General features: G+C 44.4%; 11 protein-coding genes. 9 read left to right on the forward strand and 2 right to left on the reverse strand.

Features of this window, described 5'->3' with window-relative positions:
* Positions 1-96: 96 nt before the first annotated feature.
* The 4 genes from sucA to sucD all read left to right on the forward strand — a co-directional run bounded on the left by sucA (position 97) and on the right by sucD (position 6,411).
* Positions 97-2,922 carry a 2-oxoglutarate dehydrogenase E1 component gene (gene sucA / locus R7Z47_RS17005; RefSeq protein ID WP_005382176.1) on the forward strand — a complete coding sequence of 942 codons (2,826 nt, stop codon included), beginning with the start codon at positions 97-99 and terminating at the stop codon, positions 2,920-2,922.
* Between the two features lie 28 nt (positions 2,923-2,950).
* The gene (odhB, locus tag R7Z47_RS17010; protein WP_005382177.1) at positions 2,951-4,159 is read left to right on the forward strand and encodes a 2-oxoglutarate dehydrogenase complex dihydrolipoyllysine-residue succinyltransferase; all 1,209 of its coding nucleotides are present in this window, start codon (positions 2,951-2,953) and stop codon (positions 4,157-4,159) included.
* A gap of 213 nt (positions 4,160-4,372) precedes the next feature.
* A complete protein-coding gene (gene sucC, locus R7Z47_RS17015; protein ID WP_005382179.1) occupies positions 4,373-5,539 on the forward strand; it encodes an ADP-forming succinate--CoA ligase subunit beta in 1,167 nt (388 codons plus the stop codon).
* Positions 5,539-6,411 (forward strand): succinate--CoA ligase subunit alpha, encoded by an 873-nt coding sequence (sucD, locus tag R7Z47_RS17020; protein ID WP_005382181.1) that lies wholly within the window; start codon positions 5,539-5,541, stop codon positions 6,409-6,411. Before sucC ends, sucD begins: the two co-directional genes overlap by 1 nt.
* Positions 6,412-6,530: 119 nt before the next feature.
* On the opposite strand, the gene znuB is transcribed toward sucD, so the two are convergent.
* Together znuB and znuC are read right to left on the reverse strand one after the other, a co-directional pair.
* Complete coding sequence (gene znuB, locus R7Z47_RS17025) at positions 6,531-7,316, reverse strand: zinc ABC transporter permease subunit ZnuB (protein WP_005382183.1); 786 nt, start codon at positions 7,314-7,316, stop codon at positions 6,531-6,533.
* Positions 7,309-8,097: a zinc ABC transporter ATP-binding protein ZnuC gene (znuC, locus tag R7Z47_RS17030; RefSeq protein WP_005382185.1), complete on the reverse strand. Its 789-nt coding sequence runs from the start codon at positions 8,095-8,097 to the stop codon at positions 7,309-7,311. Before znuC ends, znuB begins: the two co-directional genes overlap by 8 nt.
* 78 nt (positions 8,098-8,175) lie before the next feature.
* Between znuC and znuA the strand changes: the two genes are divergently transcribed.
* From znuA to R7Z47_RS17055, 5 genes are all read left to right on the forward strand, one after another.
* A complete protein-coding gene (gene znuA, locus R7Z47_RS17035; RefSeq protein WP_167415070.1) occupies positions 8,176-9,063 on the forward strand; it encodes a zinc ABC transporter substrate-binding protein ZnuA in 888 nt (295 codons plus the stop codon).
* A gap of 202 nt (positions 9,064-9,265) precedes the next feature.
* A complete protein-coding gene (locus tag R7Z47_RS17040; protein WP_053350448.1) occupies positions 9,266-12,643 on the forward strand; it encodes an AraC family transcriptional regulator in 3,378 nt (1,125 codons plus the stop codon).
* 832 nt (positions 12,644-13,475) lie between these two features.
* A complete protein-coding gene (locus R7Z47_RS17045) occupies positions 13,476-13,703 on the forward strand; it encodes a ferrous iron transport protein A (RefSeq protein ID WP_005382190.1) in 228 nt (75 codons plus the stop codon).
* Positions 13,703-15,979 carry a Fe(2+) transporter permease subunit FeoB gene (feoB, locus tag R7Z47_RS17050; protein WP_033906911.1) on the forward strand — a complete coding sequence of 759 codons (2,277 nt, stop codon included), beginning with the start codon at positions 13,703-13,705 and terminating at the stop codon, positions 15,977-15,979. Before R7Z47_RS17045 ends, feoB begins: the two co-directional genes overlap by 1 nt.
* On the forward strand, positions 15,976-16,206 hold the full coding sequence (locus R7Z47_RS17055) for a FeoC-like transcriptional regulator (protein ID WP_005382192.1): 231 nt from the start codon (positions 15,976-15,978) through the stop codon (positions 16,204-16,206). The genes feoB and R7Z47_RS17055 overlap by 4 nt, the downstream gene beginning before the upstream one ends.
* Positions 16,207-16,304: the final 98 nt, after the last annotated feature.

Genomic DNA, 16,304 nt, shown 5'->3' on the forward strand with positions numbered 1-16,304 from the left:
GTAAAGAATGCAAAAATTGCCGACCGTATTTTTAGTCGGCTCTTATAGCTCGGCAAAGACCGAAGCAAACGTGAAAACTACTGGTTAAGGGAAAATATGCACAACGGCGTGATGAAGGCATGGCTCGAGTCTTCACACTTGGCTGGCGCCAATGCAACGTATGTAGAGGACCTCTACGAACTGTATCTAAGTGATCCCGATCTGGTAAGTGAGGAGTGGAAACGTGTTTTTGAAGGCTTGCCTAAGCCATCAGAAGAAGTGGCAGAACAACCACATTCACGTGTCCGTGACTACTTCCGACGACTCGCTAGAGAAACAAAGCATTACAATGTCCAAGTTAGTGACCCAGATGTCGATGCAAAACAAGTAAAAGTTCTACAGCTAATCAACGCATACCGTTTCCGCGGGCATGAAGCTGCAGAATTAGACCCACTAGGTCTATGGCAACGCCCAACAGTGGCGGAGTTAGACCCTGCTTTTCATAATCTTACCGAAGATGACTTCGAAGAAACTTTCAACGTAGGTTCTTTTGCTGTTGGGCAAGAAACCATGAAGTTGAAAGATATCTATGAAGCCCTCAACAAAACTTATTGCGGTTCCATCGGTGCTGAATACATGCACATGACTGACACAGAGCAAAAGCGTTGGATTCAGCAACGCCTTGAGTCTGTCGTAGGCCAGCCATCATTCAACAAAGATGAGAAGCGAACATTCCTAGAAGAGCTAACAGCCGCTGAAGGTTTGGAGCGTTACCTCGGGGCGAAATTCCCAGGTGCAAAACGTTTCTCTTTAGAAGGTGGTGATGCGCTGATTCCGATGACGAAAGAGTTGATCCGTCATGCGGGTACAAGTGGAATGCGTGAAGTGGTTATCGGTATGGCTCACCGCGGTCGTTTGAACATGCTGGTGAACGTACTTGGTAAGAAACCTCAAGACCTGTTTGATGAGTTCGCCGGTAAACACGACGAAACTTGGGGTACGGGTGATGTGAAATATCACCAAGGTTTCTCTGCTGATTTTGCGACTCCAGGCGGTGATGTTCACTTAGCACTTGCATTTAACCCGTCGCACCTAGAAATCGTAAACCCAGTAGTCATGGGCTCAGTTCGAGCACGTCAAGATCGCTTGGGTGATAATCAAGGTAGCAAAGTGCTTCCTATCACCATCCACGGTGATTCTGCAATCGCTGGTCAGGGTGTAGTTGCCGAAACTTTCAACATGTCTCTTGCTCGTGGGTTCCAAGTTGGTGGTACGGTACGTATCGTCATCAACAACCAAGTAGGCTTTACGACGTCTAATCCTCGTGACACGCGTTCTACGATGTACTGTACCGATATCGCGAAGATGGTGCAGGCGCCAATTTTCCATGTAAATGCAGATGACCCAGAAGCAGTTGCTTTTGTTACTCGCATTGCATTGGATTACCGTAACGAGTTCAAGCGTGATGTCGTGATCGATCTTGTATGTTACCGTCGCCACGGTCACAATGAGGCGGATGAGCCAAATGCGACTCAGCCTTTGATGTACCAGAAAATCAAAAAGCATCCTACACCACGCAAATTGTATGCAGATGTTCTGATCGACAAAAATGAGTCAGATATCGAGACGGCGACTCAGTTAGTCAATGAGTATCGCGATGCATTAGATCGCGGTGAAGTGGTTGTTAAAGAATGGCGTCCAATGGCGTTGCACTCTGTAGACTGGTCCCCTTACTTAGGGCACGAATGGGATATGGAGTGGGATTCAAAATACGACAAGACACGCCTTATTGAGCTAGGCAATCGTCTGTGTCAGTACCCAGAAAGCCATAAACTGCAAAGCCGTGTTAATAAGCTATACAACGATCGTCTAGCAATGATGACCGGTGAAAAAGCCATTGACTGGGGTATGGCTGAAACATTGGCGTATGCTACATTGGTTGACGATGGCAAGCGTATTCGTCTTTCTGGTCAGGACTCGGGTCGTGGTACTTTCTTCCACCGTCACTCGGTTCTTCATAACCAAACCGATGCAAGCACTTACATTCCATTAGCGAATATTCATGACAACCAAGGGCCATTCCAAGTCTTTGACTCAGTATTGTCAGAAGAAGCAGTGTTGGCGTTTGAATACGGTTACGCAACAGCCGAACCAGGTGGTTTAACTATCTGGGAAGCACAGTTTGGTGATTTTGCCAACGGTGCACAAGTTGTTATCGACCAGTTTATCTCGTCAGGCGAGCAAAAGTGGGCGCGTTTGTGCGGTCTTACTATGCTTCTACCTCATGGTTATGAAGGTCAAGGTCCTGAGCACTCATCTGCACGTTTAGAGCGTTACCTTCAGCTTTGTGCTGAGCAAAATATGCAGGTTGTGGTTCCTTCAACACCGGCTCAGGTGTACCACATGATTCGTCGTCAGGTTGTACGCCCAATGCGTCGACCTCTCATTGTTATGTCGCCGAAATCTTTGCTGCGCCACCCTCTATGTACTTCAACGATTGAAGACTTGGCGGATGGTACATTCCAATCTGCAATTCCAGAAGTAGATGATTTAGAACCAAGCAAAGTGAAACGTGTCGTGTTCTGTGCTGGTAAGGTTTACTTTGACCTACTAGAGCAGCGCCGTAACAACGAGCAAGACGATGTTGCTATCGTGCGTATTGAACAGCTTTACCCATTCCCAATGGAAGAAGTACAAGCAGCAATTGCTCAATACACTAACGTTGAAGACTTCGTGTGGTGTCAGGAAGAACCTCAGAACCAAGGTGCTTGGTACTGTAGCCAACATAACTTCCGTGCCGCTATTCCTGCAGGTGCAAATCTTAAATACGCAGGTCGCCCAGCTTCTGCTTCGCCAGCAGTTGGCTACATGTCGGTGCACTTGAAACAACAAAAAGCGTTGGTTGAAGACGCTCTGAACGTGAACTCAAAAACTTCGAATTAAGAACTAGAAGTTAAAGGAAGAAACAGATATGACAATTGAAATTCTGGTTCCAGATTTACCTGAATCAGTTGCTGATGCAACCGTAGCGACATGGCACAAACAACCAGGCGACGCAGTAGAGCGTGACGAGGTTTTGGTTGACATCGAAACAGACAAAGTTGTGCTAGAGGTTCCAGCTCCGGAAGCTGGCGTTTTAGAAGCTATTGTTGAAGCAGAAGGTGCGACAGTACTTTCTAAACAAATCATTGCTAAATTGAAGCCAGGTGCAGTTGCAGGTGAACCAACTGCAGACAAAACAGAAGGTACTGAAGCATCTCCTGATAAGCGTCACAAAGCTGCGCTTAGCGAAGAAAGTAATGACGCACTAAGCCCAGCAGTGCGCCGTTTGTTGGCTGAACATGGCTTAGAAGCAAGCCAAGTGAAAGGCACTGGTGTTGGTGGTCGTATTACGCGCGAAGATATTGAAGCGCATCTTGCGAACGCTAAATCTGCGTCAAAAGAAGACTCGCCAGCAGTGGTTGACGTGCCAGCAGCAGCTCGCAGTCAGAAACGTGTTCCAATGACTCGCCTTCGTAAGACAGTTGCTAACCGTCTGCTAGAAGCGAAGAACAACACGGCAATGCTAACGACGTTTAACGAAGTCAACATGAAACCAATCATGGACCTTCGTAAGCAGTACAAAGATCAGTTCGAAGAGCGTCACGGTATTCGTTTGGGCTTCATGTCTTTCTACGTGAAAGCAGTAACAGAAGCGCTTAAGCGTTACCCAGAAGTAAATGCTTCGATTGATGGCGATGACATTGTTTACCACAACTACTTCGACATTAGCATGGCGGTATCAACGCCACGTGGTCTAGTTACACCTGTCCTAAAAGACTGTGACAAGCTTGGTTTCGCTGATGTTGAAAAAGGCATCAAAGAGCTGGCTATCAAAGGTCGTGATGGCAAGCTAACGGTAGACGAGCTAATGGGCGGTAACTTCACTATCACAAACGGTGGTGTGTTCGGTTCACTAATGTCTACACCAATCATCAACCCACCTCAATCAGCGATTCTTGGTATGCATAAGATCCAAGAGCGTCCGATGGCAGTGGATGGCAAAGTTGAAATCTTGCCGATGATGTACCTAGCGTTATCTTACGATCACCGCCTAATTGACGGTCGTGAATCAGTTGGTTTCCTAGTAACGATTAAAGAGTTACTAGAGGACCCAGCACGTCTCCTATTAGACGTTTAATATCGCTAAAACGTCTAGTTATCGTAGGTAGCTAGACGTTAAAAATTTCAATGGCTAGACTAGCTCAACGTTTGGCCTTCATTTGAATCCTTCAGTATGAGAACTCATGATGAAGGATTGATTTGAGAAGACCCTACAGACGTACAAGCAGCCAAGACTGCAGCGTTATGGAAATAATAAATCCCTTAAGGGAAAAACAAACGGAATATCGAAATGAATTTGCATGAATACCAAGCCAAACAGCTGTTTGCAGAATTCGGTTTGCCTGTGCCAGAAGGCTACGCGTGTGATACACCACAAGAAGCTTTTGAAGCCGCAGGCCGTATCAGTACAGCCAAGAAAGTAGTTAAATGTCAGGTTCACGCTGGTGGCCGTGGTAAAGCGGGTGGCGTAGAGCTACACGATACAAAAGAAGGCGTTAAAGAGTTTGCACAGAAGTGGTTAGGTAAAAACCTAGTGACTTATCAAACCGACGCTAACGGTCAGCCAGTAACAAAAATCCTTGTTGAAGAAGCTTCAAATATTGCGAACGAACTATACCTAGGTGCGGTAGTTGACCGTGCTAGCCGTAAGATCGTTTTCATGGCTTCTACCGAAGGTGGTGTGGAAATTGAAAAAGTTGCGGAAGAAACGCCGGAACTCATCCACAAAGCAGCAATTGACCCACTAGTAGGTCCACAAGCTTACCAAGGTCGTGAGCTAGCGTTCAAACTTGGTCTTGAAGGCGACCAAATCAAACAATTCGTTAAGATCTTTATGGGTCTTGGCACTATGTTTTCTCAGTACGATCTTGCTCTGCTAGAGATCAACCCACTTGTGATTACTGGTGAAGGCAACTTGCTATGTCTTGACGGTAAGATCAACATCGACTCAAACGCACTGTACCGTCAGCCTAAGCTTCGTGAAATGCACGATCCTTCACAAGAAGATGAGCGTGAAGCACACGCAGCTCAGTGGGAGCTGAACTACGTAGCACTAGACGGTAACGTTGGCTGTATGGTTAACGGTGCAGGCCTAGCAATGGGTACGATGGATATCGTAAACCTACACGGCGGCAAACCAGCTAACTTCTTAGATGTAGGTGGCGGCGCGACGAAAGAGCGTGTTGCTGAAGCATTCAAGATCATCCTATCTGATGACAATGTGAAAGCGGTACTTGTTAACATCTTCGGTGGTATTGTACGTTGTGACATGATCGCAGAAGGTATTATCGGTGCGGTTAAAGAGGTAGGCGTAAGCGTACCTGTTGTTGTTCGTCTTGAAGGTACTAACGCTGACCTAGGTCGCGAAGTTCTTGCTAATTCTGATGTTGATATCATTGCTGCTGAGTCGCTAACTGATGCTGCTCAGAAAGTTGTTGCTGCTGCGGAGGCTAAATAATGTCTGTATTAATTAACAAAGACACTAAAGTAATCTGTCAGGGGTTCACTGGTGGTCAAGGTACTTTCCACTCAGAGCAAGCTATCGCATACGGTACGCAAATGGTTGGCGGTGTGTCTCCAGGTAAAGGTGGCCAAACTCACCTAGGTCTTCCTGTATTCAACACAGTTCGTGAAGCAGTAGAAGCGACTGGTGCAACAGCGACAGTCATCTACGTACCAGCACCTTTCTGTAAAGATGCAATCCTAGAAGCGATTGACGCGGGTATCGAGCTAATCGTAACGATTACTGAAGGTATCCCTACAACAGATATGATCGACGTGAAAGTGAAGCTAGAAGAAACTGGCGTTCGCATGATCGGTCCTAACTGTCCGGGTGTTATCACTCCTGATGAGTGTAAGATCGGTATCATGCCTGGTCACATTCACAAGAAAGGCAAAGTAGGTATCGTATCTCGTAGCGGTACTCTAACTTACGAAGCAGTTAAACAAACCACTGACGAAGGTTTCGGCCAGTCTACTTGTGTTGGTATCGGTGGTGACCCAATCCCGGGTTCAAACTTCATTGATATCCTAAAACTGTTCCAAGAAGACCCTGAGACAGAAGCGATCGTTATGATCGGTGAGATCGGTGGTACTGCAGAAGAAGAAGCAGCAGCATACATTAAAGAAAATGTAACGAAGCCAGTGGTTTCTTACATTGCTGGTGTAACTGCACCTCCTGGTAAGCGTATGGGCCATGCTGGTGCGATTATCTCTGGTGGTAAAGGTACTGCTGAAGACAAATTTGCTGCACTAGAAGCGGCTGGCGTTAAAACTGTGAAATCTCTAGCAGAGATTGGCCAAGGTCTACGTGAAGTGACGGGTTGGTAATCGACCACACTACTTAATAAGTATTAAAAAGCCTGCGATTTCGCAGGCTTTTCTTTTTCCGTTTCCGTGGGTTTATGTTTGTTGTTAGCAAGGTCTTTCGCGTTTAATACTCAATGCGATTATGCTTTGCTTTTAATCAGCTGGCTCAGCATAAATAAGGATGTTGCGCTGATCACTACGGAAGGGCCGGCCGGTGTATCGAAGTGCCATGATAGGCTAAGCCCCATCAGTACTGCCACTGAGCCAATAATGGATGCGAACAATGCCATTTGCTCTGGTGATGAAGAGACTTTACGTGCTGTTGCTGCTGGGATAATTAGGAGCGAAGTCATGATCAACGCGCCAACGAACTTCATACCTACTGCGATTACTACACCCACCATTAGCATTAACACCAATCTAACTAAGTCTGTATTCACGCCCTCAACAGCGGCAAGTTCTTCACTAACAGTGCTAGAAAGCAGTGGGCGCCAGAAGACGTACAAACACGCACTTACCGCAACAACACCTGCGTAAATAAACATCAGATCTTGTGGAGAGACGGCAAGTAAGTCCCCAAATAGGTAGCTCATTAAATCGACGCGCACGTTTTCCAAAAAGCTAACCGATACTAAACCGATAGAGAGTGCACTGTGTGCCAAGATACCTAACAACGTGTCTGTAGCCACAAGTTGTTGCTTTTGCAGAGTGACAAGCAAAACGGCCAGAGCTAAACAGCAGACGAGTAGCGCAAGGTAGAGATTTACGTTGAGCAAGAAGCCCAGCGCTAGGCCCATTAACGATGCATGAGCTAGGGTATCTCCGAAGTAAGCCATTTTACGCCAAACGACAAATGACCCAAGTGGACCGGCAATGATCGCGATACCAATACCAGCAAGAATAGAAGGTAGGAGAAACTCAATCATGATGGTGATGTCCGTGTTTATGGTGGGAGCATGATGTCGCATCACCGCTTACTGGCGTTCCGGATAAATCGTGATGATGGTGCTCATGGTCGTGATGATAAAACGCGAGAGACTCTCTCGCAGCATTGCCAAATAGTGCGATGTAAGAAGGGTGCTGAGTAATAGTGGCAGGTGAACCTGAGCAGCAAACATGGTGATGCAGACAAATAACATCGTCCGTTTTCGCCATCACTAAATGTAAGTCATGCGACACCATAAATACGCCACAATCAAAGCGGTGACGAATGCTCTCAATTAAGTCATAGAGATCGATTTGACCTTGGATATCCACACCCTGAGCTGGTTCGTCTAATACCAACAGCTGAGGACGCTGAAGCAGAGCGCGCGCCAGTAACACTCGTTGGTTTTCACCACCGGATAAGCGATGCATATTACTATTAAGTAAATGTTCAGCGCCAACAAGCCTTAATGCATCAATGCACTCCTGCTTACTGTATTTTCCTGCTAAATTTAGGAAGCGGGTTACATTCAATGGAAGGGAGTCATTGAGCTTCAACTTTTGAGGAACGTAACCAATTTTCAGTTTTCTTTGTCGGTTCAACTTGCCGCTAGTCGGCTTTTGAAGACCTAAGATAACTTTGACTAACGTTGATTTTCCCGCTCCATTGGGACCAATTAGGGTAGTTATTTTGCCCTTTTCTAATTCCATACTAATGTTATCGAGAACTCTGCGGCCATCGAACTCGACGCATAACTGCTCAAGATGGACTAAGGAAGACATGAATGAAACTCATTTGCAAATCAATAATGTTATAATGTAACATTATCTCACTTTCCACGCCATATCCCAAGTAAAACTATGAAAAGAGCATTAATTCTTGCTGCCTCAGCAATGTTAACACTGCCAGCACAGGCGGTAACGGTACTGACGAGTATCAAACCTATTCAGTTGTTAGTAACAGAGCTTACTCAAGGAGTAACTACACCAGACGTGCTATTGCAGTCTAACACATCACCCCATGACTATGCTTTGCGTCCATCGGATGTTAAAAAGGTCGCTTCGGCTGATTTGGTTATCTGGTACGGACATGATCTTGAACCGTTTCTAGAGAAAGTTGTTTCGGATAGATCGAATACTTTGACTATTAGTCAAATTCCAAATCTAGAATTGCGTGAATTTGATAGTGAGCACAACCATGACCATGATGGGCACGATCATGGCTCACATGATCCGCACTTTTGGCTAGGTGTAAGCCAAGCACAACAAGTGGCCAAGGCTGTTGTGAATCAACTTGTATCACTTGATCCGGAAAATGCAGCTCAATATCAAGCGAACCTCAAAAAGTTTGAACTCGAGCTAAAAGACACTGACCAACAGATAAAGCAGAAGCTGGCACCAGTAAAAAACAAAGGTTACTTTGTATTCCATGATGCTTACGGTTATTTCGAAGATCGTTATGAACTAAATCAAATGGGGCATTTTACTGTGAGCCCAGAACGCAAGCCAGGAGCGAAGACCTTAATTCAAATTCGTCAAAAGCTAAGTGGTGGAGATGTGGCTTGTGTATTTTCTGAACCTCAGTTTACTCCGGCTGTCGTTCAGAGTGTAATGAGAGGCAGTGATGTCGCTAAAGGCGAGCTTGACCCGTTAGGGAGCACAATTGAAGCAAAACCTGGCAGTTACTTTACTTTTCTCAACAATATGGCGAATAGTTTTGAGCAATGCTTGAACAAAAAGTCAGATTAAGTGCTGTCGTAATGTAGGAGTAGTCTTTTTAACGTGATCCAGTAGTAAGAATTACAACCTTTGGTAAGGCGAGCCTTTTCTCAGAAAGTAATTGAGATATCATTACCAATAATTATCAGCTCAAAATAACCGTATCAATCCATGTTTTACAAACGATGAACGGTCACTTTCCGAGCACAAATTGATACAAAAGGTTTTCGTCTTGCTACGCCAATTAGCCCTTGCTCTGTTGGGCTTTGTCTTATCCTACCAAGCATTTGCGCTTCATAATGCAAATGCAATCTTTTACCCTTTGCCAACTCAGGCAAAGGGTACTTTTATCGCGGCTAAAAAGTTGTTCTTGGGTGAAAAGGGCGGTTTGTGGATTCATGACGTACACGGACGAGTCCTGTTTTACGATGGTCAAACTATATTGCCTAAATCAGGTAGCTTCCTACAAACGTCGGCTAAGCAGTTGGCTTATCATAAAGGTGCTTTTTGGACCTTTATTGAAAATGAGGTCTATCGAACCTATCCAAATCAGGAACGACGTTTAGTCTTTAGTTTAAATCCAGGCTCACAAATAAGAAAAATAGGGTCTTCAAAGAACTATATTTGGGTGAGTGATGGCGCGCATTTCTATACCTACAATATCGACACTAGCGAGTTAAACTCTTTCTCTCTATTGCAGCTCTATCAACATAGTAATAATAGCTACGTTTACATTAATGATGCGGTGCTAGTTGAAACCAAGTGGGCACTAGCAACGACTTCCGGCTTCTATCTTTCTGAAGGTGATAAGTTTGACCATGTCGCTGCCTCAGGTCAAAACTACATTGAGAAAGTCTATTATTCACACACGCGAAGAGAAATTTTGATAGGTACATTGCGTGGCGCTTTAATTTTCAACATTTACCAGCCTGATAAAGAAGTGATTAGAATTGGCGGCTCACATGTTTTGACATTCGCAGAGACAAATCAAGAGTATTGGGTGGGGACCGAGCATGGTCTTTATTTGTACTCATTTTTTTCAGGTGAGGTCACCGAAGTCGCGCCTGCAAGTTTTCTTGAGTTAGAGTTAGATAACACGAAGATTTATTCGTTGTTGAGCGACAATATGGGAGGGATGTGGATTGCGACTAACCAAGGTATTCGTTATTACTCGCTATTTAGTAAAAAATTTGAACGAGTGACCTTTAGTAGTTATGACTCACACACCCTGTCAGGACGAATTCGGCAAACTATTGAAGGTCCTGATGGTGCGCTTTGGTTTGCTGATGACCGAAAGATTTATCGTTCAGGAAAGAGTGGGATTAACCAAGTCTTAGAGTTGGAGTCGCAGATCAATGAATTTGCGTTTCAAAACGGCATGCTTTGGCTTGCAACCTCAAAAGGGCTGGAAATATTTGAGCTAAATGGTCTCAACAAGATTACATTTCCTTATTTACAGGTTATGGCTGGACATGCAGTAGAGCATGTGACCGTTGATGGTGATGACCGTCTTTGGGTATCAAGCGGATACCATCTTTACAATGTTGATACTGCTGCACAAAGCGTACGAAACTTTGGAAGTGAGTGGCTAGTAAGTCAGTATTTGCCTGCTAAGGTTACGCGCCTATATGATACTGAAGATGCCCTATTAATAGGCACCGATCATGGCGTATACCAATACAGTAATGACAACATCCAGTTTATCCGTTTTTCAGAAAAGTTTGGTGAATCATTAGACATGACCACGGCGGTTGATGGCAGCCAGTGGTTTGCTTCATCTTATGGTGTGTTTAAAACAGATACACGAAGCGATGAAAAACGTGTTGTTGAAATGAGTGAGCCCAACGCCAGACCTGCTTGCTTGATCAGAGACAGGCAAGGTGTATGGTTAGCTTCCTCTGTTGGTTTAAGCTATTACCACCTTTCGGGTGAGTTAGTGAAACATTACTCATCGTCATCAGGCTTAATGAACAATGAGTTCCTCCCTGGTATTTGTAGCGTTATACAGCAGACAGAAATTGGTGAGCGAGAGCTTGTTCTGGGGTCGAAGTACGGACTCGTAAAAGCAGAAGCATCCAAGCTGCTTGTATCTAATCCCCCAGAGTCTAAGTTTATTGTTAGCCAAGTTGTGCTTGAAAATGAAGTTCTGCAAGTTGGTAGTGCCGATCTGAATGGGATCACACTGCCATATGGATCTTCGCTGAGTTTTTTATTCGGTGTGATGCCAAAACCAGACAGTCAAAATTTGTACTATCGATTGAACAACGATGACCCATGGCAAACGTTAGAGGGGGGCCAACTGACACTCGAGCACCTTAGTTCCGGTGAATATCACTTGCAGGTCAGTAATGAGTCTCAAGTTGCCACTGGAGTCGTTGGTTTAGAATCTCACTTTATCGTCCTTCATCCTTGGTATCTATCGCGATTTGCTATTTTAGGCTTTGTCGTAGCTAGTATTGCGGTCGTCGCATTACTTGTTTTCTGGCGCTCTCGCTACGTTGTACAGGCTAACCGTGATCTAGCAGCTCAAGTGACTCTCAAAACGAATCAGTTAAGACATCAAAGTAGAGTGTTGCTTACGAGCAACCAGCAATTACGTAAACAGATTCAAGTTAGAAACCTACTCGTAGACCATGTAGCTCTATCCATAAAATCAAGCGTCGACTTTATTGTGGCGAAACTACCTATGCCTCTCGATACTGCGACGGAGGATCATTTGGCTAAAACGAATTGGCAGTTAAATGAACTCAAAAGCGTTCCAAGTGATGTAAGTGGTGGGAGTCAGAACTACAACTTGAGTCAGATAACTCAGTCAGTGGTTGATGTATGGCAAGATGACTTTGCAAAAGCGGGTATTTTGGTAGAGCTAGAAGATGAGAGTAAGCAGAGCCGGGTTGCTCTGGAAAGCTTTAATCTTGATGTTATTTTCAATAGCATTTTTGCCAATATCATCAAGCGCTCTTTCCGGGGTCAAACGGTTAGAATTATGCTAGAAAAGGGGCATGATATTGTGTCATTGAGCTTTCTTGATTACGGGACGCAATTACCTAATAAAGTCGCGACTGGGCTTCCATCTAACTTAAATCACTCTGAGTTGAGTATTGACCACCTTGCCCAACTAGTGACAACGAGTGGTGGTTATTTGGCTGTCTTCTCTTCTGATGCTCAAAACAAAGTCGAGATTACATGGCCATCTGCGAAGGAAAGTAGTTATCTGGATGAACCGCAGCAAGAACTCAATCCTGTAACTATTGCAGAAGATCAAGTCACACCAGAGAAAGAGTGGTTGCAAAAAGTCTATCAATTAGTGGCAGAGCATTACCATGATCCTGAATTTGGCACTGCGTCAGCCGCTAAAATGCTGTATATGTCTGAACGCTCTTTGCAGAGACGTTTTAAATCTGCCTCGTCAAGAACGTTAAAAGACTATGTCACAGAGGTTCGTTTAGAAACGGCGTGTGAACAGTTATTGGCGGGTGAGAAAATCAGTGAAGTCGCCTTTAACTGTGGCTTTAATGATCCATCTTACTTTAGCCAAAAGTTTAAGCTGCATTTTGGTTTGCCCCCTTCCAAGTTTGCTTTGACTCAAGAAAGCCAAGAAATTAACTAGAAAACCTTCATTATACGCTCCCTAGTTAATAGTTAAGATGCTGGGGAGCTGCATACAGTGCTCTATTATTGCTGCAGTTGCTAACGCAGTAAGTTTCATTGTTTCTTCATCACATCTAGCCTACAAATCCATTCTCAACACGTAAGCACGATCACGTTCTATCTGTTAGTCGCGATGTTCATAGCAATAAGCATAAATGGCTTCAAGAGAATGATTTACTGATAGTTGCAACAAATAAATGACAGTTGTATTGCTGTATCAAAAGAGCGTGGTTCATTTGGGGGAGTGATGGCATGCGACATTCGTGAAAACGAAAACTGTGTTGAAAAGATGAATAAGGTAAAGAAGTTTTGAAAGAGGTGAAAAAAATATCGTGGTATAGCCGGGGGGACTATACCACGGGTGTCAAGGACACCTTCGCTTGCTGCCGGAGTGACATGTTGCCATGCCACCTCTGGAATTTATTAGAGAGGTTGCCCTCTCGATGGAGTAACTATACGAGAGGTTACTTATTTTTCTTATAAAAATAACGCCATGTTTATATGAGAAAAGCGACAACGTTTGGTTTTTTACTTAAACCATTGTTTTAATTTGAATTTTTTGTTTTCTGTCTTGGTTTGTGACATTTTTGTTTCGTTAGGTGTCATTTGTAATTGTTAATTTTGACGTAAATAACGAGAGGAAATTTACGAAGTTAACGTTTGAAAGCGTGAAAACATTTACGGAATCTTTGATTTCACACAAGGATTGAAGGGGTATAGGGGAGTAATATTGGCAACCTAAACTTATTAAATAATAATATTTCTCATTAGCAATACTCTTAAGGGCCACTATGAAGTTATCAGAGATTAATCCTGGCGATACGGTGACGATTCGGTTGTTAGATGGTCTTTCATCAGATATCAGAAAGAAACTCATGGTAATGGGGCTGCTTCCCAATACAGAAGTCAAAGTGATTCGACGTGCGCCAATGGGCGATCCTTTACAAGTCGAAGTCCGTGGTGTGTCTGTCGCATTGCGAGAAACAATTGCTCAGAAAATTGAAGTGGAGCGAGTGTAATGCAATATCAAGTGCTAACCGTAGGTAACCCTAATAGTGGTAAAACGACGCTATTTAATGGTTTAACTGGCGCAAAACAGCAAGTTGGTAACTGGGCAGGCGTCACGGTTGAAAAGAAAACGGGACAATTCAAGCATGCTGGGGATGAGTTTTTGCTCACTGACCTTCCGGGTATTTACTCATTAGACAGTGGTAATGATAGTAATAGTATTGATGAATCCATCGCATCGCGTGCGGTTCTAACTCATCCTGCTGATCTCATTATTAACGTGGTGGATGCTACAAGTTTAGAGCGCAGCTTATACATGACGCTGCAACTTCGCGAACTTGGTCGCCCTATGATTGTTGTCCTCAACAAGATGGATGCGCTAAAGCGTGAACGTCAGATGATTAACGTTGCAGAGCTTGAGAAAACGTTAGGTTGTCCGGTTGTCAGTTTATCTGCAACCAATAAAACTCAAGTGGCAGAGTTTAAAGAAAAGCTCCATAAATCCATCGTTCAAGGAGTGCCACTTAAAGAATTGTCTTTGCATTATGGTGAGAAGATGGAGTCGGCAATTCAAACGGTTTCCGCACTTTTTAACGACCAAACCGTCGCTCATCGTGCACTAGCGATTCGTGCGCTTGAAAAAGACACAATGGTGCTCAATAGTCTTTCTGATATTGATAGAAGCAAAGTCTTGGAAGTCATTACGACGTTAGATTTGGATATCGATTTGCATGTCGCGGATACTAAGTACACGCATCTGCATGAACAGTGTAAAAAAGTTCGCCGAAGCGAAGGCAAGTTAAGTCGTAGTGTGACTGAAAGACTCGACCAGTTTATTTTGAACAAGTGGATTGGAATTCCTTTCTTCTTTGTTGTTATGTACCTGATGTTTATGTTCTCGATTAACATCGGTAGTGCATTTATCGACTTTTTTGACATTGGTGTGGGCGCATTGTTGGTTGATGGTGGGCATCACTTGTTAGACGGTCATTTGCCTGTGTGGTTAGTGACGGTTCTTGCTGATGGTATCGGTGGTGGTATCCAGACGGTTGCAACCTTCATTCCGGTTATCGCGTGTTTGTACCTGTTCCTAGCGGTACTTGAGAGCTCAGGTTACATGGCTCGTGCAGCATTCGTACTAGATAAAGTGATGCAGAAGATCGGCCTACCGGGCAAAGCATTTGTACCGTTGGTTCTTGGTTTTGGCTGTAACGTTCCGTCAATCATGGCAACTCGTACTCTAGACCAAGAACGTGAGCGTAAACTGGCTGCATCTATGGCGCCATTTATGTCATGTGGTGCTCGTCTGCCTGTATACGCGCTATTCGCTGCGGCATTCTTCCCAGGTTCTGGCCAGAACATTGTATTCGCACTTTACCTACTTGGTATTGTGGCAGCGATCTTCACAGGTCTTTTCCTTAAGCACACGCTTTACCCAGGTAGCAGCGATAGCCTAGTGATGGAAATGCCAGATTACGAGCTTCCGACGCTACAAAACGTGGTGATCAAAACTTGGCAAAAGCTAAAGCGCTTTGTACTTGGTGCAGGTAAAACCATCGTTATCGTTGTTGCTATTCTGAGTTTCTTCAACTCATTGGGTACTGATGGCAGTTTTGGTAATGAAGACAGCGAAAACTCGGTGCTTTCTAAAGCTGCGCAAGTTGTAACTCCAGTATTCGCGCCAATCGGTGTTCAAGAAGATAACTGGCCAGCGACGGTAGGTATCATTACTGGTATCTTCGCAAAAGAGGCGGTAGTTGGTACGCTTAACAGTCTATACACGACGCCAAGTGACGGTGAAGACGCAGAATTTGATCTAATGGGCAGCCTAGAAGAGGCAGTAATGAGTATCCCTGAAAACTTAGCCGGTTTGAGCTACTCAGATCCACTAGGTATTGAAGTGGGTGACTTAACTGACTCAAATGCCGTTGCCGAAGAACAAGAAGTCGATGCTTCTATCTTCGGTAACATTAAATCGCAGTTTGCTTCTGGCAATGCCGCATTTGCTTACCTAATCTTTATCCTACTGTACACTCCTTGTGTGGCGGCGATGGGTGCTTACGTACGTGAGTTTGGTCATAAGTTCGCACGCTTTATCGCGGTTTGGACAATGGGCTTGGCTTACCTATGTGCGACGTTCTACAACCAATTGACGCATTTCGCAGATAGCCCAGTAACAAGTGGTATTTGGATGGCTGTGATCGTTGCTATCTTCTTTGGTACCTACCGCGTGTTCAAACAAGTTGGTAAGAAACAAAACGGTGCATTAGAGGCGCAAGTAGCATGATTTTAAAAGAGCTTTATCAATACATTGCAGACAAAGGAACCGTCTCCCAGTCAGATCTGGCTAAACAGTTTGGGATGAGTGAAGATGGCGCCGACGCGATGTTAAACGTGTGGATTAAGAAGGGCAAAATTAGCCGCCTAGTCGACACTAATAAAGCTCATGACGTGACTCGTGTTCGCTACTCAGTGACTAAACAAGATGGTTTGTCTCTGACAGTCACCATGTAGCGACTATCAAAATTAGTCACCTAAAAATTATCACGTAAAAACGACAAAGCCGCATCAGCAATGATGCGGCTTTTATTTTGCTGGTTATTGTTTGTGAA

This window comes from Vibrio sp. 1641 (assembly GCF_033339995.1).
Classification (GTDB): domain Bacteria; phylum Pseudomonadota; class Gammaproteobacteria; order Enterobacterales; family Vibrionaceae; genus Vibrio; species Vibrio alginolyticus.